Below are 20756 nucleotides of genomic sequence, written 5' to 3'. Positions count from 1 at the left end.
AGGCCTAATACACCGTTTACGAAGACAAAACGGAGTTAGGCCTTTTTTTATTGTCTAAAAATAAAGTCGATAAAATCCGGGAATCGCAACGACCAAGCCAGTTCATTGTGTTGATGACCTTGTCCTTCTTGATAAAACAGCGTCACGTTCGGCTTTTGAGTGAGTAACGTGTTCATTGCCCTTGAACCACTCAGATAAACGTCAGCAAAATCTACGCTTGCCTCTTCACGAGCTTCATTCGTTCCCATATCCATATATATTTTCGTTGGAGACAGAAAGCTAAACTCTTTCATATACTCGAAGTATGAGGGTTTATTGAACCAAAACGCCGGAGAGAAAACCCCAAGCACGCCAAAGGTATTCTGGTACAGTGAGCCGCCATACAAGCTTATTAACCCGCCCATGGAACTGCCAGCAAGATACGTAAACTCTCGGTTCGGCTTTGTTCTGTATGTTTGGTCTATATAAGGTTTCAATGTTTGACAGATAAACGCCATATACTCGTCCCCTTCACCACCAAATTTAAGTAACTCCTCACCAACACCCAACTCTTTTATCTCTTGATTGGCGCGCCAAGGCGAATACTCATTATAACGCTCCATGCCATCAAGCTCATGACTGCTGTCGATTGCGACAACAATTAACCCTGATAACTTACCGAGCCTTTGCATCTCATTGAGTGTCGTTTGTGCATCCCAACACATCCCATACGTCGCTGTAGACTTCTCAAAGACATTCTGCCCATCATGCATGTATAAGACAGGGTAAGCGTGCTCTTCTTGGTGATACCCCGCGGGAAGATAAATGCGGAGCGTTCGAGTTCGATTCAACTGTGGAATAAAGAACTCATCGATAATAATCAATTCAGATTGCATAACGACCTCTAAACTTGAAGCGTCTATAAATTCGGATACAAAAAACGCCCCTTTAAAGGAGCGTTCTATCTTTATCTTTATCTTTATCTAAGCGACTAAGATACTGGGCTGCTAAACCATTCAGCCTACTAATCTATTACGTTATTAGCTAACAAGCTAACAAGCTATTTTGCGTTGACGGCTCGCACAAAAGCTTCTTGTGCGCCTTCAACATTAAGTGCCTTCGCTTCATCTAGCAAACCTAAAGCTTTCGGTATGTCACCCGATTTCACCGAATTTTGTATAGCGGACAAATAGAAGTCTTTTGTCTCTTGCTGCACACGTATCTGCGTGTCTGCTTTCTTCGGTGCTACTGCTGTAGTCGTTGCCAGAGCGACAGGTGCCGCAACAGCAGCCACTGGTACTACAGCAGGTTTAGCACGGTAAGGGCGAAGCTTTAGAGTTTCGACTTCTAACTCTAGACGCCCACCTAGTTGATTGGTGTATACAGGATCGGTGACCATAGGCATCACTTCACCAAACTCTTTCGCGCGAACTTTCGCAGGATGATCAACTTTAATCGCTTTTCCTAGCTCATCAGCTGGTGTGTAGATAATGATGTAAGGTGTTTTACTTGCATCAACACGTAAGCGTTCAATGTAACTAGTGCGTGTAAACGCATCGGATGCTTGAACCTTAAAGTCTTCAAACTTCAATGTTTGCACTGGCTTAAAGTTCTCATCGAGAAGTATAGCTTCTGGAGCAAAAACCGAATCATCGATCATCAAACTGGATAGCTTAACTACCATCTCACCTGAGCGTTCGCTGAACTTGAACGCTGCAAAGTGGCTATTACCTGTCGTAAATGTACCGACAGGTGAACCCAAGTCGATATCAAATTTTAAATCTTCATTGTCATTTAATCGAGCGTATGGGAATTGCGAAAAATCGCTGCAGCATACTTCTGCATTAGTAGGTGCATCTAATTTAGTTTGAACCTGAACATCTGAAGCACAACCGCTTAGCAAGGCACCTAGTACCACGGCTAACATAGAGCTTTTATTTGTCATTTTAATCTCTCTTACTATTGGTTGTTTGGAGGAAACAGAAAAAGGCAGCCAGTTGGCTGCCTTCTACTGCAAATGGTTTAGAACCAAATTTCAGTGTGCACACCGAATACAAACTGGTCATTACCGTTTTCGATACCAATTTGCTTAGCACTTGCATCGTCATCAGCTTTGATGTAGCTGATGTAAGGTTTTACCTGTGGACGACCGAAGTAATCTGAGTTTGCCGTAAATGCTGTAGCAATCTCTAAGTTAATGATGTTACTTTCTACATCGTCACCTGTACGACCCCAGTAACCTTCATCACCTTCTTCGTGACCGTAAGAAGCTGTTGCTTCTAGACGAATGTTGTCATTCAGTTTGTAAGAAGGACGAGCTGCAACAATATAACGTGTTAGGCCTTTAGCGCCCCAAAGTTCGTCAAGAGCTGTGATATATGTCGCTTCTGTACCAAGCTGCCATCTTTCTGAGATGTTTAGCACACCGTAAGAAGTCAAGAATAGAGACTCGGCATCATCATTACCGCCAGACCAGCCACCGAAGTTAACACCACGGTTTTGCATTACACCAGTACCGTATGCAATCGCGTTTTGTGTCCAACCGTCTAAGCCATAGTAGCTTGTATTAAGCGTTACAGATGCACCGATACCGTCTTCGTTTTCATCGCCGTTTACAACTTTTTGACCGTATTTCAAATCAAAGTCTAGAGAGCCAATACCTGCATCTACTCCGTAGTAATATAAGTCTACAGAAGAAGCAGTAGTGCGCTCTGCACCTGGAGTTGAAGAACCAGCATCAGGGTCAGCCATTACATATGCGATACCAGCTGTGTTGCCACCTAACTTAGTTTGAATACCTGCACCGATACCAGATGATTGTTTCCAGAACTCACCAGACAAAATACCTGCAGCACGGTTTAAGAAGCGTTGACCACCCCAGATTGAAGTGTCGTCACCTAGAATACCACCTAACTCAACATATGCTTCTTTTACTTCAAATTGTGCTGTGGTGTTATCTTTTTGGCTACCGGATGAAGAGTAAGCGTAAGAGTTACCATTACCATACTCAGTACGTAGAACGTAGTCAGCCCAAACACCATTTTGGTATTCAGAGTGCTTCTTAACTACAAACTCAACTTGGTTTGTACTCTTACCGTGAGTACCAGCCGTTTTGTAATCTGGCTTACCAAATTCAGTGTCTACTGTTTTACCATCTACTACACGAACGTTGGAAGACATATAACCATGCACTTCCCAACCGTCAGCGATAACATCAGTAGGGTTTTTCACCTCTACTTCCATTGCAGAGTCACCGCTTGTTACATCCAGTGCAACTTCATTCTCAGCAAATGCAGAACCAGCCATAAGTGCAGTAGTCACCGCTGCAGCAATCAAACTTACTTTTTTCATTCTTAACTCCATTAAGGACGATTTATTATTAGGTTTTATATTTTTGCTCTCTTGCGACAACCAAAGGCAGTTATGGCGGACGTAAGATAGAGAGGTTTAGGGTTGCCCCTGATTCGTTTCAACGGAGCCAATATTAAGAGGGGATGACAAGTTTGACTTCCTCCGCCCTGAACTAAATTAAGGGGGATGAGAAGGGAGTAGAAATTATACGGAACGGTGTTTACAGGAGTTAGATCACTTAATCTAGGAGGAGTAGGCAGCACACAGATCTAATTATTCACCTTAAGTGAGATCTAGTTCAAATATATAATTTGAACCTAATCGGTAAATTATTTTTTTAACAATAATTATTCTGTGAAGTTGCTTGACCTTACTGTGACAAAGCTTTTTACTTATAGTTCACTGATGTCGATAAACGAACAAGAAATCAAGCAATGACTAGAACGCTCGCTCGCCCTTATCCGCTAGGCGCAACGCTAGGTAACACTGGCTGCAACTTCTCAATTTTTTCTCCTGACTGTAAATCACTTTCCCTCGCACTCTTTGACGAGAACGATGAGTTCACCACTTATAAGTTGGAAAATGAATACGCTGATATCAGATATGTGTTTATCGACGGTATAAAAGCAGGACAAAAATACGGCTTCATTGCTGAAACTGAAAATGGTCCAATCCTACTTTCAGACCCTTACGCTAAAGCAATCAGCGAACCGCTCGATTACGTCACGCCGTATACCAATGAAAAAAGCTTTTCGATGGCGAAATGTGTTGTTATTGATGACACTTTCGACTGGCAAGATGTAGACAAGCCGCGTATTAGCCGAGAAGAGACCGTTCTTTTCGAAACCCATGTAAAAGGCCTATCTAAGCTTCACCCTGAAGTCGCGCCCCATACTAAAGGCCGTTACTTAGGGTTAGTTAGCCCTGAAATGCTCGCGTTCTACAAACAGCAAAATATCAACTCTCTACAACTTTTACCTATTGCTGCGTGCATGCATGAGCCTCACCTACTAGATATGGGGAAAGTGAACTATTGGGGTTACAACCCATACTTATTCATGGTGCCTGACCCACGCTACGCCGAAAAGGACGCCGTGAATGAGCTCAAAACTGCGATTCGCGAACTGCACCGTAATGGCATCGAGGTCATTCTAGACGTCGTGTACAACCACACAGCAGAAGGCGGTGAAGGTGGAACTACCTTCAACCTAAAAGCACTGGATAGTCGCTACTACATTAAACATGGTTGTCATTATGCGAACTTTACTGGTTGCGGTAATACGGTCGACCTAACCCACCAGCCAGCACTCAACTTAGTGATGGATACACTTCGCTATTGGGTTAATGAGTTTAAAGTTGATGGCTTCCGCTTTGATTTAGCAGCAACGCTAGGCCGTGAAGGCGATAATTACAATCCTGAGGCCGCTTTCTTCAAAGCCGTTGCTCAAGATCCTGTACTTAAAGAAACCAAGTTAATTGCGGAACCTTGGGACATCGGCCCGAATGGCTACCAAGTTGGTAATTTTCCTTTAGGTTGGAATGAGTGTAACGACAAGCTCAGAGACATTACACGCAGCTTCTGGCGCGGTGATCAAGGCTATCTGAAAGAGTTTGCAACTCGCTTGATGGGATCGCGTGATATCTACAGTGCAGCGCACTGGCCGTACAAATTGACCGTAAACTACATCACTTACCATGACGGCTTCACCATGCAGGATCTTGTTTCTTACAAGCACAAGCATAATGAAGAAAATGGTGAGAACAATCGCGATGGGCACGGCGACAATCGCTCTGAAAACTATGGCGTTGAAGGCGAAACCGAAAACCTCTTGGTCGTCGCAACACGTGAAAAGCAAAAGCGTAACTTCATGGCAAGCCTGCTGTTCGCCTTTGGTATTCCGCATATTCTGACAGCTGATGTGTTATCTCATACTCAAAAGGGTAACAACAACGCTTACTGCCAAGACGGCGTAACCAGCTGGCTGAACTGGGAAGATTCAGAGCGTAAGACTTACTTCAAGACTTGGCTGTCTGAGATGATCTCCGCACGTCAGCAATACATGGTGCCTTTTATTAAGGCATTCAGTGGCGAAAAGCGTAACTCTAACCGCATCTTCTGGAGCCGTGTCGATGGTACGCTTATGGAGCATGATGACTGGAACCGTTTAAGCTCGGTTGCGTTGCATTTAGGTATTGGTAAAGATGGTGACGAGTTGATTTATCTGATCAACCAAACCAACGCACCTGCGCGTTTTTCTTTACCTAGTGACCGTAAGCAAAACTGGGTGACTATCTGCGATACTAACCTACGAAATGTAAAACCAGGTCATGCTGAAGGTGAAATGCTGCTATCTCCAGCTTCAATGGCGATTCTGCACTATTCGCCAGACAAGACTGATTTGATTTAAGTTAAAGCTAAGCCAGCTTAATAAACCACCAGAAACCATAGGAGCCAGTTATGTTTATGACTGGCTTTTTTGTTAGCCGAATATCACAAAAGCCATTCATTTATATGGAATCATTTGCATTGATGTGATTACGAAAACTGTTTAGTATGGCCGTACTATAAAAATGAATCTATAACGTCTTTGGATATCATGGCTTTACCTAAAACATTAATTCGGCTTTTTAAACCATACATTATTTTATTAACTGGAGGGATGCTCTATCTTGCTGTGGCTCAGCTTGAAAAAGTAGAAACAGCAGCAACCGAACAATCATCATCAAATATTCGAATCGCAAGCTCCACGATTCGTTCCAACATCGAAGCCACATTTGGCAAGCTCTATTTTCTAGAAACCAGTCTAGGCTTACCTAAAACGGCTCCAATCGGTGACCGAAAATTCAGAGAACTGAGTGATAACATTCTAAAAAGAACACCTAACTTCTCCGATATCGTTCGATACCAACCTCAAACCCAACAATATATATCAAGTCGTGGCTTACCTCTTTCTAACGAACAAGTTGGCTCCATCAAATGGAACCCAATAGACAGTGTTGTGGAAGATTTTTATATCTCTTCTATTTATCAAAAGCCCGATGGTCGTTGGGTGTTCGCGGTGAAACATACAGCGGAAAGATTGAACGAAGAAATATGGATTGAGTTTGATTTATTGCACACAACCCAAGGGTTAAGAGACTTAAAAACGCTTAATCACGGCTATGTGTTTGTGGTTGATCGAGCAACAGAACGACTTGTCTTTCACCCTAATCCGAAACGTATCGGCTCTAAATCTATCAGTTATCACGCTGGAATAAGCCACCAACTCTCGCAAGGAGAAACCGTCGGTAAACACGAATACTACTATCAAGATAACTTCAAAATATCGGTATTTGACGCTGACAATAGCTTGAACTGGGTATTCATTGCGGGTACCGATCGTCACGATATCCTAACCAGCTCATATCAATTCACGTTAACTGGCGTCGTACTTGGTTCTCTGATTCTATTGTGGGTTGGGGCAAACTATTTGTCTTATCGCTTGAACGTATCTTTATCTCAACTGAATAAGGTCGATGACCTCGTAAGCTTTAAGCGAGAGTTGAAATCCATACTGGCTAGCTTTACCTACCAAAAAGGCATTCAATTCTGTCTCTATCAGCCTGAAAACCACGTATTCAGTACCATCGACTATCACGGAAACAAATCAACGGTACATTGTGACAAGGCCCTTGCAGAACGATTTACACCAGACACCATGGCTTATCGAACTGGTAAGTACGCAGATCCGCTGGCATGTAAACTCAAAATACACCAACGTCACTACTGCATTCCTTTGCACTCTCGCAAACAGTTGGTCGCAGTGCTTTATGTGAACGCGAACTTACCGATCAGCCAGAGTATTCTGCGTATGATCAGAGATTACACCGAGGTCTCGCTGTCTAACTTACTGCTCCACCACCAATTGAGCAGTAAAGACCTGATGACTCAGTTGGACAACAAAAGCAGTTTCAATATCGCATTGGAAAACTACGCCGACGAGCCAGATACCTATGTTGCTCTGCTCGACATCGATAACTTTGACCACGTTAATCGCGCCTATGGTGAAGCGGTCGGTGACAAAATGATCAAGCTGACTGCAGAAGCGATACGCTCATACTTCCCTAAACCTAAAGGGCTTTGTCTAGCACGTATTGGAGGCAAGGAGTTCGCTGTATTGTTCAAAGCAAATGATGTGAAGGATGCCAAATTCCAGCTGGACCAATGTCGAATTGGAGTTAGTGAGCAAGCCGTTGCCACGCCAGATATCACGTTATCATTAGGTGTCAGCGTCGGATTCTCGCAAATAGTAGGTGAAACAGATTCGGCTTTAGCGCTTGCAGAACAGGCGAAACTCATCGCTCAGCAGCTCGGAAAGAACCGAGTGGAAGGACATATAAGAGCTGTCGCGCAAGCTTCATAACACGCCGCAGATTCGTATGTGCACACAAAGCACCTAGGATTCACACCCTAGGTGCTTTTGTTTTTATGGAAAGTCATTACAATGCGCCTTCGACACGACAATATTCCCTTTCTAACGACACGAACCTTATGAAGCTAAGTAACCGACTGCAAACTCTCCACTCCCTTGTCAACAATGACTACCAACATATTTGGGACTGCTGCTGCGATCATGGATTTTTGGGCGTTCAACTGTTGTCGGATAATAGAGCGCCTCAGATTCACTTTGTCGATATTGTCCCGTCTCTGATGAATGAACTGGAAGACAAGCTAACTCGTTACTTTCCCCAAGATAATTCAGACCAACAAACGGTTACCAGCCGATGGCAAGTTTACTGCATGGATGTCGCTGCTATTCCGCTCCAGAAACATACTGGTAAACACTTGGTTATTATCGCGGGCGTCGGTGGCGATCTCACTCAGAAGCTCGTCGACGACATTCATCGCCAACATCCAGACAAAGATATCGATTTTTTGCTTTGCCCAGTCCATCAGCAGTTCGAGCTAAGAAGTCATTTAAAAGCGCTCAAGCTCGGCCTGATTGACGAAGTGTTGATTGAAGAGAACCGTCGTTACTACGAAATTTTATTGATTAGTAATAACCAAGGTGATGCTGAAAAGAGCCAAAACGTTAACGAGATATCAAGCGTCGGCGATAAGATCTGGACACCAAGTTGTGATGAGCAAATGAAGATATCACAGCAATACAAAGCCAAAACATTGCAGCATTATCTGCGTATTCATCAAGGCCAAGAGCAGCAAGGCAAACCGAGCCAAGTGAAACACATCATCGATGCTTACCAAGCGATTTAGCCCTCACCTGTTCTGCATATAGCATTGATTTTACTACCACTAGATTATAGTAAGTACTAACTTTATCGCTTACCGTTAGTAGAGCCGATTCAATAAAAAAGCCGACAGTTCAATGAACTATCGGCTTTTTTGATGCTATTTGTTTGGTTTGATCTTACTGTTCTTGCTTCTTATGACCCGCATCAGGCTCACCAGTCGTTTCAACCTCACAGGGCGTATCAGCCCCATAAATCGTATCAAGATAGTCGTCTTTCTCTTTCCACGTGTTATTCAACCAACTGTGGAAGCGGCGTTTAAACGCTTTATCTTCAAAATAGTTACCGTTGACGTTCTCATCCATTGGGTGCAATTTAATACGCACGACCACCTTTTTCATCTTACCTTTCAGCATGTCTTCAAACGGAGAAGTCTGATTCTCTGGATAAGCCAAAGTAACGTCGACGATACCATCTAATATTGGGCCCATTGCAGACAGAGCAAACGCCACACCGCCGGTTTTCGGTTTTAGTAGGTGTCGATAAGGAGTCTTCACTGTCGATAACTTCTCGTGGTTAGCACGCGTTCCTTCAACAAAGTTGACCAATGTCGTTGGTGCCCATTTGAACTTAGTACATGCCTTGTTGATTGCGTCGAAGTCATCATTACGACGCTCAGGGTTACGAAGCAAAAACTCACGCGAGTGACGTCTCATGAACGGCATATCCAAGCCCCAACAGGCCAATCCAACAAAGGGAACATACAGCAGTTCGTGCTTTAGGAAGAACTTAGTCATCGGCATCTTGTCTTTCAAGATTGAAGACAAGATCACGATATCCGCCCAGCTCAGGTGATTCGACATCATCAGGTACCACTGCTTGGTCGAGATATCTTCTCCTCCTTCGACTTGCCACTCGATATCGTTATTCACATTCAACATCCAAAGGTTAAGCGAAGCCCAACACCAAAACGTGAAGTTCGCTAAACGAGTACATGACTTTTGAACAATAGAGATTGGAAGAATCAGTTTGATGAGGCCAAAGAAGCTCACGGTAAACGCAGTCATTGCGGTATTGATAGTCACGAACAATACGTTCAAGACCATACGAAGATTATCAAGCATAAAACACGGCTATATTGAGATCGAAAGCCGACATTATACTCATCTGTAAATTATTCTCTTCAGTTATTGGTGGAATCGTTCAAGGGTCAAACCACTCATTGAGATTGATCAAGCTCAATTCAAAAATTAGCCATAGCAAAGCCACCAAGATCCAACTCCCAACAAGAACAAAAAAAGACCACAAGAAGTCATTAAGACTCAATTATAAATGTGTATTTTTGACTCCATTAAAAGTAATCCCTCTCAACAATTCAGTATTGATAAGCATTCTCATTATTGGCATGGTACATGCAACTCCAAAAAGTAAGATAGTTGAGTATCCTTAATGAGATAACTTCTCTACATAAAGGTGATGATATGACAGATATTCCTCATGGTTTGGTAACTGGCAAAGTCTTACATAAAACACAATGGACAGATCAGCTGTTCTCGCTGCAAGTCAGTGCTCCCGTCTCTCCCTATCAGGCAGGTCAATTCACGAAACTTGGCTTGCTTAACAGAGAGGATGAGTTCGTAAGGCGAGCCTATTCAATGGTGAACGCGCCAGAGCACGAACAAGGTCACCAACATCTGGAGTTTTTGATTATTAAGGATCAGAACGGTCAGCTTTCACCTCAACTTCATGAGTTGAAGGTAGGCGATGACATCTTTGTCGGCAAAGACCCAAGCGGCTTTATGACCTTAGATGAGATCCCAGAGATCGCCGACGATCTATGGATGCTTTCAACCGGGACTGCCGTTGGGCCTTTTATCTCAATGCTCGAAAGTATGCAGATACAGCAGAAAAATGGCTCAGATGTCGAAAAAGTAATGTCATTCAAAAACCTTGTACTGGTTCATGCCGTAAGAACAGAACAAGACCTGACTTATCGAGACCGTATCGCTCAACTCGTTAATCACTTCCAAGGGAAACTACAATATGTGCCAATTATTTCTAGAGAATCAGTCACCGGAACTTTGCGCGGACGAATCCCAAGCTTGTTACTTGGAGGCGACCTTGAGCAAACCACGTCTGTCGCTTTCAATCAAACCCGCAGTTTTTTCTACCTTTGTGGCAATCCGCAAATGGTTCGCGACACAAGTGAAGCACTAACCAGCTTAGGTTTCGAGAAGCACTTACGCCGAAAGCCCGGCCAATTCAGCAGTGAAAACTACTGGTAATCACGGTCACCAATTCAAAAAGCTAAAGCTTGTATTCAAAATACAGGCAGATAAGAGGTTTTATATGAGTCATTTACGCATTCCTTCACATTGGAAGATTCAACGTTCAACACCATTCTTCACTAAAGACAACGTGCCTGCCGCGTTAATCAGTCACCACAACACCGCAGAGGGTGTATTCGGTCAATTATGTGTTATGGAAGGTACGGTTACCTACCACGGTTTTGCAGACGCAGATGCGACAGAACCAGAAGTCACCGTTGTCATCAATGCCGGGCAATTTGCGACAAGCCCTCCGCAATATTGGCACCGTATCGAACTTAGTGACGATGCTCAATTCAATATCAACTTCTGGTCAGAAAAAGAGACCAAGAAAATGTTTAATACTCGAAAGTAAGATCGATTCAATATGAATGAACTTATGAGCAAGCTACTTCGTAGTGTGATTTTTAATGTTCAAGAAGTGATGATAGAAGATCAAATAACCATAGTAATTACAGTGACTAATGGTGATAGACAAGACAAAAAAACTCTAGCACACTGGACAAAGTTATTAGTTTTAATCCCGTTTCAGATAATGAATAAGTGGATTATTTATATTTTAGGTAAGAGAGGAAGCCATGCTCAACATTGCTTTTTTTAGCTCAAAATCATACGACGAAAAATCATTTGAACTTGCAAAAGGCGAACTCAACGCCGAGTTCCATTTTCACGATTTTCGACTCACTACAACAACAGCAAAAATGGCGCACGACAACGAAGTCGTTTGTGCGTTTGTAAACGATGACCTATCGCGAGATGTGCTAGAGATTCTAGCAAAAGGCGGCACTAAGCTGATTGCGATGCGCTGCGCGGGCTTTGATAAAGTCGACTTAGACGCAGCCAAAGAGTTTGGTCTGCAAGTCGTTCGTGTCCCTGCTTATTCTCCCGAGTCTGTAGCAGAACACACCGTCGGTATGATGATGTGTTTGAACCGCAAGTTACACAAAGCATACCAACGTACTCGTGATGCGAACTTCTCACTTGAGGGATTAGTTGGCTTTAACTTCCACGGAAAAACAGTCGGTGTGATTGGTTCAGGTAAGATTGGCCTAGCGACGATGCGTATTCTGAAAGGTTTAGGCATGAACATCCTATGCTACGACCCATATCCAAACCCGTTAGCTGTTGAGTTAGGAGCTAAATACGTTGAACTCGACGAGCTTTATCAAGAGTCTGATGTGATTTCTCTGCACTGTCCGATGAGTAAAGAGAACTACCACTTATTGGATGCAACGGCATTTGGCAAAATGAAAGATGGCGTAATGATCGTGAACACCAGTCGTGGTGAACTGCTTGATTCAACTGCAGCCATTGAAGCGCTGAAGCAAAGCAAGATTGGCGCGCTTGGCCTTGATGTTTACGACAACGAGAAAGAACTGTTCTTCCAAGACAAATCTAACGATGTGATTGTGGATGACGTATTCCGTCGCCTATCCGCTTGTCACAACGTGTTGTTCACCGGTCACCAAGCCTTCTTAACTAAAGATGCTCTGTTCAACATTGCTAATACAACGCTAACCAGCGTCGATGCCTTCTTTACAGGCAACACCAGCGGCAATGAACTCGTTTAATAGAAGATTGAGTTAATAGCAGACTGAGTTAAAAACAAACGAGATCTACAAATACAAAGCCACGCTATTCTGAAGTGAACAGCGTGGCTTTTTCGTTTATCTAGTATTCAAAAATAGTTCTTAGACGCAGAAGTGACAATCTTCGGTGTCTAAACCATAAATGCCTTTTCGAATAGCAAGGTGCTCTTCCCCTGCTTTAACCCCCATCTCATAACCGGCATCAAGCGTTGATTGATCCATAGTTAAACGCTTCACCGCGAATGCTTCAGGTGGCGCAATCACCTTGATGGTCGCATCTTTTGGTGGATTACGAATGAACTCCAAAGATTGGTTGTAGTTTTCAGCACGCACTGCCATTGATTCTGCAATGTGAGGGAATTTCTTTAATAGTTTTTTCAGCATCCATTGGTGCTTTTGAGGCTTCATTCGGTAACTCAAAGGATGAGAAAGAATCACGGTAATGTCTCGTGCGCCGCGACGATAGGCTTCACGAACCGGAATTGAATCGGCCACACCACCATCGGTATAACAACCACCCGAGAAGCACGGCGTTTCGCGGTAAGCAATAGGTAGAGCGGTGGTCGCTTCCACCACGTTAGAAAGGTTTTCTGGCTTGATATGATAGTAGTCTGCACTGCCCGTATCGACATTTGTTACAGCAGCAATGAGTGGGATACTTGAAAACAGTTCACCACAATCTAGGGGATAACGTTGATTTGATTCATCCCACAACCACTTAACGTCCACCAAGTTACCCCCTTTGGCAAAGCGAGCAGGGTTAAAAAACGTCTTGTCAGTCGCCATCGTGGTAATCACGTGATAGCTGCGTTTCGGCGCTTGAGATAAGTAACCCACCAAATTCGACACACCCGCAGATACACCAATGGCAAAATCATAAGGACGGAAATCGTCTTGCATAAAGGCGTCCAACACTCCAGCTGCGAAGATGCCTCTCATAGCCCCACCTTCAACGATTAATGCGCTTTTACTCATCTAAAACTCTATTACTTTATAAACTGATAGCCGTAGGATAATCCCGCCCATCTTATAAAGATAATGGGATATGTTTATCAATTCGATAGGTAAAAGCTATCAATAGAAATGGTGCTGAACTTCAGGGAATTCGCACTACTCACATGGATCGCGAATAGAGGCCAACTAATACTCGCATGATCAATAAAGGCCGCTGAGTGATTAACTCAGCGGCCTTCTGACTATTTAAGCGAGTTTATTGATTACGACTTAAATTCGCTCACATCGATTTGAAGCAATTTACCAATGCCTTCACCGTATGCAGGGTCAGCTTCGTAACAGTGTCTTAGGTGACGCAGTTGAATCTCTTTTGGCACGCCGCCTAGGTTACGAGCAGTGTTATCAAACAGAATAGCTTGCTTCTCTGGTGTCATTAGACGGAACAAGTCACCTGGTTGCGAGAAGTAATCTTCATCTTCGCGGTGATCCCAGTGTGCCGCTGCGCCATCTAAGTTCAATGCTGGTTCAGCGAAATCTGGTTGCTCAGCCCATTGACCTTCGTTGTTTGGCTCATAACCCAATGTGCTACCAAAGTTACCATCAACACGCATCGCACCATCACGGTGATAGCTGTGAACTGGGCAACGAGGTGCGTTCACTGGGATATGCTGATGGTTAACACCCAAACGGTAGCGCTGTGCATCACCATAAGCAAACAAACGACCTTGTAGCATCTTGTCTGGTGAGAAGCTGATACCCGGAACCACGTTAGCAGGATTGAATGCCGACTGCTCAACTTCAGCGAAGAAGTTTTGTGGGTTACGGTTCAATTCAAACTCACCCACTTCAATTAATGGGTAATCTGCGTGTGGCCAGATCTTAGTCAAATCGAACGGGTTATAAGACACTTTCGCTGCATCCGCTTCTGGCATCACTTGCACTTTCAGTGTCCATTTCGGGAAGTCTTGATTATCGATGCTGTCTAGCAAATCGCGTTGATGGCTTTCGCGATCATTACCGATCAACTGTCCGGCTTCTGCATCAGATAAGTTCTTAATACCTTGCTGAGATTTGAAGTGGAATTTCACCCAGAAACGCTCGTTGTCTGCGTTAATAAAGCTGAACGTGTGGCTACCAAAACCGTGCATGTGACGGTAAGTAGCAGGAATACCACGGTCACTCATTACGATGGTGACTTGGTGAAGCGCTTCAGGTAGAGATGTCCAGAAATCCCAGTTGTTCTTCGCGCTGCGCATATTGGTGCGAGGGTCACGCTTAACCGCATGATTTAGATCTGGGAACTTAAGAGGATCACGAAGGAAGAATACTGGGGTGTTGTTACCCACCATATCCCAGTTGCCTTCTTCAGTATAAAACTTCAATGCAAAGCCACGGATATCACGTTCAGCATCAGCGGCGCCGCGCTCACCGGCAACCGTAGTAAAACGTGCAAACAGGTCGGTCTTTTTGCCTATTTCAGAAAACAGTTTTGCCTTGGTGTATTTGGTAATGTCGTGCGTAACAGTAAATGTACCGTAAGCGCCTGAACCTTTCGCGTGCATACGACGCTCTGGAATGACTTCGCGGTCAAAATGCGCCATTTTTTCTAAAAACCAAACATCTTGAAGCAGTTGAGGACCGCGTTTACCCGCAGTTTGAACATTCTGGTTATGAGCCACAGGACAACCCGCAGCTGTAGTTAGTTTTTTACTCATGATCTATTCCTTAAGGTCCAAAGATGCAGCAATAGCAATGCACCTTGATATTTATACTGGCTCCCTTTCAAAAGCCCCTAAAATACTATGGATATAGAATAGACCTCTAATGGCATAAAATATAATCGTTTGTATTTATCGTTATAATCTATAAAACCTATTAATCGGCCAACTTAGAAACAACGATGTGATGCACTGATTAGCTAAGTATCTTTCTTCCTAGCTTGAGCGTCGCTGCTATATTTCTTGCCGTTCTGGTTAGATTCATTTCGGCCTCTTGCAGTACCTGATTGAGTGGTTGAGGAGAACGTACCGTTCCAAACAAGCTGCTCATTTCACCATATAAGGCTTCGACTTCAGTACCTAAAGATCCTGCAATTCCTATGGTTGGAATACCTTGTAAGCTCGCACGTTTAGCAATGCCATAAGGTGTTTTTCCTTGCAGAGTTTGGTTGTCCATTTGCCCTTCGCCAGTGATCACAAGGTCGGCACCTTTCAACACGTCATCGGCTTGTAAAACATCCAGTACCATCTCGATACCAGGTTTGATCTGCATATTGAACAGCAAACCAAGCCCCATCGGTGTGCCACCAGCTGCGCCATAACCGGCACGCTCTTGTACGGGTTCACCACCAACACAACCTTGCGATTCAGCAACTTGAGCAAAATTCGCAAGCGCCTTATCAAGCATTAAGACTTGTTCAGGCGTCGCCCCTTTTTGTGGACCGAATATATGGCTGGCGCCGTTATCACCACACAATGGATTATCAACATCGCACGCCACAATCAATTCGACATCTGTGTAGCGCGAATCTAAGTCGGTAAGATCTATTGATGCGAGTTCTGCAAGTGCAGCACCACCTCGGCCAAGCTCTTGTCCATTCCTATCGAGTAAGCGCCCACCTAGAGCTTGAACAATGCCTGCACCACCGTCGTTGGTCGCACTGCCACCCAATCCAAGAATGATGGTTTGAGCACCCTGCTCTATCGCTTCCAAAATCAACTGCCCTGTGCCGAATGAAGAAGCAATCAAAGGATCGCGCTGCTCTGGCGTCAGCAAGTCCAAACCAGACGCGGCAGCTATCTCAATCAAAGCCGTTTGATTTGGGTTCTGAGCAGACGGTTCTAACATCGCCCATTCAGCACTAACCAACTCACCCAATGGCCCTTCAACTTGATGTGTTCGCTTTTGTCCGGCTAAACCTTGTAGCAATACATCGACCGTACCTTCGCCACCATCGGCCAAAGGTAAGGTCACATAGTCAGCGTCTGGGAATATTTCACGAAAGCCCTTTTCAATGCACGCCGTCACCGATACAGCCGATAAAGATTCTTTAAACGAGTCTGGTGCAATAACAATTTTCATAGAAGCGGGCTCCAATACTTCAAAAATATCTACCAAGAAATAGTCTAAAAACAACAAAACCACTATATAGAAGAGGGGGTAATTGTGCGTATTTCCCTTTCCGAATTTGACCAAACCCTCAGATTTCAACGCCACTATTTTATATTCAGTAAAGTTACTGTTTGTTCATAACCCATATTTTGACAAGTTTAATCCCGCCAAATTATCGAGTTCCGACTTAATTAGTCGTAGAAACCAGATCCTGAACACGCTTTTTGTTTCGCATTGCGGAATCCTAGAATCTTTTTGTTCCATTTTTTAACCTACCGACAGTTATTGGAGAAAAACTTAATAAGGAAATATTTCGTAACTTTGCTCACAGAATATTTTCGGAATAACAACAATAATTCATTCCGTATTATGGAATTCAACTTATCGGAGAACACAGATGCCTTTAGTATCAACTGAAAAACTACAACAAGAATACGAACGAATCCTTTTGGCTCGCGACATGAAACCAGAAATGGCAACCAAGCTTGCGGCTGGTTTTGTTGAGATGGCAAACGAAGGTACTTACTCGCATGGCATCAACCGTTTTCCAGTGTTCATTGACCAAGTAGATAAAGGTCAGATCAAATTAAATGCTGAACCTGAATGCGTTAACAGCATGGGTGCTCTAGAGCAATGGGATTGTAACTACGGCCCTGGCGTTCTTAACGGCCTTATCTGTGCAGAACGTGCAATGGAATTGGCTCGTGATTACGGCATTGGCATGGTCGGTATGCGTAACTCAAACCACTGGATGCGTGGCGGTGCTTACGTATTGAAAATGGCACGTGAAGGTTTTGCAGGAATTGCGTCAACAAACTCAATCGCAGTAATGCCTGCTTGGGGTGGTAAAGATCACCGTATTGGTTCAAACCCTCTCATCATGGCGGTTGCGGGCGATCCACCCGTAGTTGTTGACTGTTCAATGAGCCAATTTTCTTACGGCCAGCTACAAAACTTCGTACTTGCTGACAAAGAACTACCTGTTGTTGGTGGCTTTGACAACGAAGGTGAACTCACTAAAGACCCACATGTACTTTGGGAAAACAAACGCCTACTTCCAATGGGTTTCTGGAAAGGTTCATCAATGGCAATCGTACTCGACATGATGCTAACGGCAATCACTGGCGGCCACTCAGTACCAGCACTAACTGAAGATATGGGTGGCGAGTTTGGTGTATCTCAATTCCTTATCGCTATCGACTTAAGCAAGACAATGGATCAAAGCACTTACGCACAAGAGATGAAGCGCATCCGCGATTACGTACTTGAGTCAGAGCCTGCAGAAACGGGTTCAGTGATGATTGCTGGTTCTGAAATTGAAAACTTCATTAAGGAACACGAAGCAGCTGGCGGCATTGAAATTAACGATGGAATTTGGGAACAAATTACGTCTCTGTAATTAGCCAAAGGTAGGGAAAGCGTTATGCAAAGTGTATTTAAGAGTATTTGGAAAAGTATCGATGTCATCATGGCAGTTATTCTGTCTTGCATGATTGCTCTCGTGTTTACAAACGTAGTTTTACGCTACGGCTTTTCTTCTGGTCTTCGTCCCTCTGTAGAACTATCTCGCCTTGGTCTTGTATGGATTGTCATGCTCGGTGCCGCCGTTGTGCTGCGCCGAGGTGAACACCTCGCGGTTGCGGAATTTTCTGAACGATTATTTCCAAAAGCAGTACCCGTACTAAGACGTATTTGTTGGGTAATCGTCTTGATCTCAGTAGGCATGCTTTACGTCGGTTCATACCGTCAAATGATGTCTAACTGGTCAGATATTTCTCAACTTACAGGGCTTCCTTCAGCATTATTTTACTTAGCTGGTGTGGTGTCAGGCTTGTTAATGGGTGTGATTGCCTTTGTGCGAATCTTCAAACCAGACTGGCAGCTAGATAACTTAGAAGAGGAGAAAGAATAATGACGTTAGCCATTTTCTTATCGGTATTGATTGTCTCAATCTTACTTGGTCTTCCTGTCGCATTTGCACTGTTGTTGTCTTCAATGGCATTGATGCTTCATATGGACTTTTTTAGTGCAGACATTCTTGCGCAGTCTTTAATTAATGGTGTCGACAGCTTCACTCTGCTTGCCATTCCATTCTTCCTCATTGCGGGTGAAGTAATGGCATCGGGAGGCTTGTCACAGCGTATTGTTCGCCTAGCAACCACTTACGTGGGACACCGTCAAGGTGGCTTGGGTTACGTTGCTATCATGACTTCGGTACTGCTTGCTGGCCTTTCTGGTTCAGCTGTAGCAGATGCAGCAGCCTTGGTCAGTATTCTTTACCCAATGATGAAAGCAGCGAAATACCCAGAAGCACCTTCAATGGGCTTACTTGCTTCAGGCGGTATCATCGCACCCGTTATTCCACCTTCAATCCCTCTGATCCTTGTAGGTGTTGCTGGCGGTATCTCGATCAAAAACCTATTTCTAGGCGGCATCGTTCCAGGCCTGTTAATGGGTATGACATTGATGTTTGTGTGGCGCTGGACAGTTCGCAAAGAAAACCTAGCGACATCAGAAAAAGCGACAAAAGCAGAAAAACGCGCAGCACTTAGAGAAGGTGTATGGGCCTTAATGCTGCCGGTCATCATCATAGTGGGTATTCGTTTCGGCATCTTTACACCAACAGAAGCCGCTGTAGTAGCCGCAACTTACGCAATCTTTATCTCAACGTTTGTTTATAAAGAATTAAGCCTAACAAAGTTCTACCACATCGTGCTTACTGCAGGTCGCTCGACCGCAATGGTTATGTTCTTGGTGGGTTGTGCAATGGTTGCAGCGTGGCTAATTACAGTTGCTCAGCTACCTCAACAACTCGCAGAAATGTTAGGTCCACTGGTGGATAGCCCACGCCTATTAATGGCAGTAATTATGTTGCTCGTACTTTGTGTCGGCATGGTTATGGACTTGAGCCCTACGATTCTAATCCTTGTACCCCTTTTAATGCCTGTCATCAAGATGGCTGGAATTGACCCAACGTACTTCGGCCTACTGTTCGTTATTAACTGTTCAATTGGCTTGATTACGCCTCCTGTAGGCACCGTACTAAACGTAGTGTGTGGTGTAGCGAGAGTACCAATGTCGACCGCAGTGAAAGGTGTATTGCCCTTCATCGCAGCTTACATGGCTCTGCTCACACTGTTTGTCATCTTCCCAAGCATTATCACTGTGCCAATGTCGTTTGTCATTGGTTAATCCTCGACGGAGAAAATAATAATGAAAACCCTACTAAAACTTACTCTACTCGCTTCGACTATCGCAATGAGCTCTAGCGCTTTTGCCGCTACGACTCTAAAACTGGCGCACGCTGCACCAGAGTCGGATTTGCAACAAGACCTATCTTTGTTCTTTAAGAAAGAAGTAGAAGCTCGTTCAAACGGCGAAATCAAAGTAAACGTCTACCCACAAGGTCAATTGGGCAGTGATAAGCAAATGATTGATGGTTCACGTGCTGGCATCGTTGATTTAGCGATGGTTGGCTTGAACAACTATAACGGCCTAATGCCTGAATCAGCGGCCTTCACTCTGCCGTTCATGTTCCCAGATCGTCAAACAGCATACAAAGTACTGGACGGCGAGCCGGGTAAAGAAGTGTTAGCGAACTTTGAAAAATTCGGTCTTAAAGGTCTTGGTTTCCCTGAAAATGGTTACCGCAACATGACCAACAACGAAAAACCTATTCGTGTTCCTTCAGATGTTGAAGGCCTACAAATGCGTGTGAATGGCTCGAAAGCGCTAAACGACATGTTCAACGAGCTAGGTGCTAACCCGCAGCAACTTCCAGTATCAGAACTCTACACAGCACTTGAAACAGGCGTTGTTGACTCTCAAGACCACCCAATTTCTGTAACGCTATCTTTCAAGTTTGACGAAGTACAAAAATACCTAAGCCTTACACAACACGCTTACTCACCACTAGTTCTAACAATGAACCTACGTAAGTTCGACAAGCTAACGGATGAAGAGCAAAAAATCATCGAAGAAGTCTCTGCTGAAGCCGTGGCAATGCAACGTGAGCTAAGCATCCAAAAAGAAGACAAGATGATCGCTCAACTAGAAGCGAACGGTATGCAAGTTAACCGTGACGTTGATGGCGCTGCTTTCCAACAAGCTATCCAACCGGTTTGGAGCGCTTACATCGAGAAAAATGGCGACGTGATGATCAACAAGATCAAGCTAGCAGCCAAGTAACGCAATTGAGTGCGATTGCCTAGTCCTC

Annotated in this window: 18 protein-coding genes; 11 read left to right on the top strand and 7 right to left on the bottom strand. The window is 44.1% G+C overall.

Annotated features, from left to right (window positions below; genetic code table 11):
• Window positions 1-47 precede the first annotated feature (47 nt).
• The 3 genes from DUN60_RS17850 to DUN60_RS17840 form a co-directional block, all read right to left on the bottom strand.
• The gene (locus tag DUN60_RS17850) at window positions 48-875 is read right to left on the bottom strand and encodes an alpha/beta hydrolase (protein WP_114634621.1); all 828 of its coding nucleotides are present in this window, start codon (window positions 873-875) and stop codon (window positions 48-50) included.
• A gap of 164 nt (window positions 876-1039) precedes the next feature.
• Window positions 1040-1924 (bottom strand): MalM family protein, encoded by an 885-nt coding sequence (locus DUN60_RS17845; protein ID WP_114634619.1) that lies wholly within the window; start codon window positions 1922-1924, stop codon window positions 1040-1042.
• A 77-nt stretch (window positions 1925-2001) separates the two neighbouring features.
• Window positions 2002-3330, bottom strand: coding sequence for a carbohydrate porin (locus tag DUN60_RS17840; protein ID WP_114634617.1), 1329 nt, complete (start codon window positions 3328-3330; stop codon window positions 2002-2004).
• Between the two features lie 434 nt (window positions 3331-3764).
• Between DUN60_RS17840 and glgX the strand changes: the two genes are divergently transcribed.
• From glgX to DUN60_RS17825, 3 genes are all read left to right on the top strand, one after another.
• Window positions 3765-5738, top strand: coding sequence for a glycogen debranching protein GlgX (gene glgX, locus DUN60_RS17835; protein WP_114634615.1), 1974 nt, complete (start codon window positions 3765-3767; stop codon window positions 5736-5738).
• 252 nt (window positions 5739-5990) lie between these two features.
• A complete protein-coding gene (locus DUN60_RS17830; RefSeq protein WP_114634613.1) occupies window positions 5991-7733 on the top strand; it encodes a sensor domain-containing diguanylate cyclase in 1743 nt (580 codons plus the stop codon).
• A gap of 128 nt (window positions 7734-7861) precedes the next feature.
• Window positions 7862-8584 (top strand): tRNA (adenine(22)-N(1))-methyltransferase, encoded by a 723-nt coding sequence (locus tag DUN60_RS17825; RefSeq protein WP_114635758.1) that lies wholly within the window; start codon window positions 7862-7864, stop codon window positions 8582-8584.
• A gap of 154 nt (window positions 8585-8738) precedes the next feature.
• Here DUN60_RS17825 and DUN60_RS17820 read toward each other — a convergent pair whose 3' ends face one another.
• Complete coding sequence (locus DUN60_RS17820; protein ID WP_114634611.1) at window positions 8739-9683, bottom strand: acyltransferase; 945 nt, start codon at window positions 9681-9683, stop codon at window positions 8739-8741.
• Window positions 9684-10040: 357 nt separating this feature from the next.
• Here DUN60_RS17820 and DUN60_RS17815 point away from each other — a divergent pair, with 357 nt between their 5' ends.
• The 4 genes from DUN60_RS17815 to DUN60_RS17800 all read left to right on the top strand — a co-directional run bounded on the left by DUN60_RS17815 (window position 10041) and on the right by DUN60_RS17800 (window position 12457).
• On the top strand, window positions 10041-10844 hold the full coding sequence (locus tag DUN60_RS17815; protein WP_114634609.1) for a ferredoxin--NADP reductase: 804 nt from the start codon (window positions 10041-10043) through the stop codon (window positions 10842-10844).
• A 64-nt stretch (window positions 10845-10908) separates the two neighbouring features.
• Window positions 10909-11241 (top strand): TehB family protein, encoded by a 333-nt coding sequence (locus tag DUN60_RS17810; protein ID WP_017072581.1) that lies wholly within the window; start codon window positions 10909-10911, stop codon window positions 11239-11241.
• 24 nt (window positions 11242-11265) lie between these two features.
• On the top strand, window positions 11266-11487 hold the full coding sequence (locus tag DUN60_RS24690) for a hypothetical protein (protein WP_208638370.1): 222 nt from the start codon (window positions 11266-11268) through the stop codon (window positions 11485-11487).
• Window positions 11465-12457, top strand: a complete 993-nt coding sequence (locus DUN60_RS17800; protein ID WP_104215931.1) for a 2-hydroxyacid dehydrogenase — start codon at window positions 11465-11467, stop codon at window positions 12455-12457. Before DUN60_RS24690 ends, DUN60_RS17800 begins: the two co-directional genes overlap by 23 nt.
• A 120-nt stretch (window positions 12458-12577) precedes the next feature.
• Here DUN60_RS17800 and DUN60_RS17795 read toward each other — a convergent pair whose 3' ends face one another.
• The 3 genes from DUN60_RS17795 to DUN60_RS17785 form a co-directional block, all read right to left on the bottom strand.
• Entirely contained in the window at window positions 12578-13450 is an 873-nt protein-coding gene (locus tag DUN60_RS17795) for a patatin-like phospholipase family protein (protein WP_114634607.1), read from the bottom strand.
• A gap of 242 nt (window positions 13451-13692) precedes the next feature.
• Complete coding sequence (gene katE2 / locus DUN60_RS17790) at window positions 13693-15144, bottom strand: catalase KatE2 (protein WP_114634605.1); 1452 nt, start codon at window positions 15142-15144, stop codon at window positions 13693-13695.
• A 199-nt stretch (window positions 15145-15343) separates the two neighbouring features.
• Complete coding sequence (locus DUN60_RS17785; protein WP_114634603.1) at window positions 15344-16510, bottom strand: glycerate kinase; 1167 nt, start codon at window positions 16508-16510, stop codon at window positions 15344-15346.
• A gap of 427 nt (window positions 16511-16937) precedes the next feature.
• On the opposite strand from DUN60_RS17785, the gene yiaK reads away from it, so the two are divergent.
• Genes yiaK through DUN60_RS17765 form a run of 4 tightly spaced genes read left to right on the top strand, consistent with a single transcriptional unit; the run spans window position 16938 to window position 20728 of the window.
• On the top strand, window positions 16938-17939 hold the full coding sequence (yiaK, locus tag DUN60_RS17780) for a 3-dehydro-L-gulonate 2-dehydrogenase (protein WP_114634601.1): 1002 nt from the start codon (window positions 16938-16940) through the stop codon (window positions 17937-17939).
• Between the two features lie 24 nt (window positions 17940-17963).
• Window positions 17964-18452 carry a TRAP transporter small permease gene (locus DUN60_RS17775; protein WP_114634598.1) on the top strand — a complete coding sequence of 163 codons (489 nt, stop codon included), beginning with the start codon at window positions 17964-17966 and terminating at the stop codon, window positions 18450-18452.
• Window positions 18452-19732 carry a TRAP transporter large permease subunit gene (locus DUN60_RS17770; RefSeq protein WP_114634596.1) on the top strand — a complete coding sequence of 427 codons (1281 nt, stop codon included), beginning with the start codon at window positions 18452-18454 and terminating at the stop codon, window positions 19730-19732. Before DUN60_RS17775 ends, DUN60_RS17770 begins: the two co-directional genes overlap by 1 nt.
• A 21-nt stretch (window positions 19733-19753) precedes the next feature.
• Window positions 19754-20728: a DctP family TRAP transporter solute-binding subunit gene (locus DUN60_RS17765; protein ID WP_114634594.1), complete on the top strand. Its 975-nt coding sequence runs from the start codon at window positions 19754-19756 to the stop codon at window positions 20726-20728.
• Window positions 20729-20756 lie beyond the last annotated feature (28 nt).

The sequence above is a fragment of the Vibrio splendidus genome (assembly GCF_003345295.1).
Taxonomy (GTDB): domain Bacteria; phylum Pseudomonadota; class Gammaproteobacteria; order Enterobacterales; family Vibrionaceae; genus Vibrio; species Vibrio splendidus_K.
The sequence above is the reverse complement of the archived record's forward strand: the minus strand, read 5'-3'. Positions and strand labels throughout refer to the sequence as shown.

Coding starts and splice junctions, on each gene's coding strand:
- DUN60_RS17850 (WP_114634621.1), bottom strand. CDS start 875: ATGCAATCTGAATTGATTATTATCGATGAGTTCTTTATTCCACAGTTG.
- DUN60_RS17845 (WP_114634619.1), bottom strand. CDS start 1,924: ATGACAAATAAAAGCTCTATGTTAGCCGTGGTACTAGGTGCCTTGCTA.
- DUN60_RS17840 (WP_114634617.1), bottom strand. CDS start 3,330: ATGAAAAAAGTAAGTTTGATTGCTGCAGCGGTGACTACTGCACTTATG.
- glgX (WP_114634615.1), top strand. CDS start 3,765: ATGACTAGAACGCTCGCTCGCCCTTATCCGCTAGGCGCAACGCTAGGT.
- DUN60_RS17830 (WP_114634613.1), top strand. CDS start 5,991: ATGCTCTATCTTGCTGTGGCTCAGCTTGAAAAAGTAGAAACAGCAGCA.
- DUN60_RS17825 (WP_114635758.1), top strand. CDS start 7,862: ATGAAGCTAAGTAACCGACTGCAAACTCTCCACTCCCTTGTCAACAAT.
- DUN60_RS17820 (WP_114634611.1), bottom strand. CDS start 9,683: ATGCTTGATAATCTTCGTATGGTCTTGAACGTATTGTTCGTGACTATC.
- DUN60_RS17815 (WP_114634609.1), top strand. CDS start 10,041: ATGACAGATATTCCTCATGGTTTGGTAACTGGCAAAGTCTTACATAAA.
- DUN60_RS17810 (WP_017072581.1), top strand. CDS start 10,909: ATGAGTCATTTACGCATTCCTTCACATTGGAAGATTCAACGTTCAACA.
- DUN60_RS24690 (WP_208638370.1), top strand. CDS start 11,266: ATGAGCAAGCTACTTCGTAGTGTGATTTTTAATGTTCAAGAAGTGATG.
- DUN60_RS17800 (WP_104215931.1), top strand. CDS start 11,465: ATGCTCAACATTGCTTTTTTTAGCTCAAAATCATACGACGAAAAATCA.
- DUN60_RS17795 (WP_114634607.1), bottom strand. CDS start 13,450: ATGAGTAAAAGCGCATTAATCGTTGAAGGTGGGGCTATGAGAGGCATC.
- katE2 (WP_114634605.1), bottom strand. CDS start 15,144: ATGAGTAAAAAACTAACTACAGCTGCGGGTTGTCCTGTGGCTCATAAC.
- DUN60_RS17785 (WP_114634603.1), bottom strand. CDS start 16,510: ATGAAAATTGTTATTGCACCAGACTCGTTTAAAGAATCTTTATCGGCT.
- yiaK (WP_114634601.1), top strand. CDS start 16,938: ATGCCTTTAGTATCAACTGAAAAACTACAACAAGAATACGAACGAATC.
- DUN60_RS17775 (WP_114634598.1), top strand. CDS start 17,964: ATGCAAAGTGTATTTAAGAGTATTTGGAAAAGTATCGATGTCATCATG.
- DUN60_RS17770 (WP_114634596.1), top strand. CDS start 18,452: ATGACGTTAGCCATTTTCTTATCGGTATTGATTGTCTCAATCTTACTT.
- DUN60_RS17765 (WP_114634594.1), top strand. CDS start 19,754: ATGAAAACCCTACTAAAACTTACTCTACTCGCTTCGACTATCGCAATG.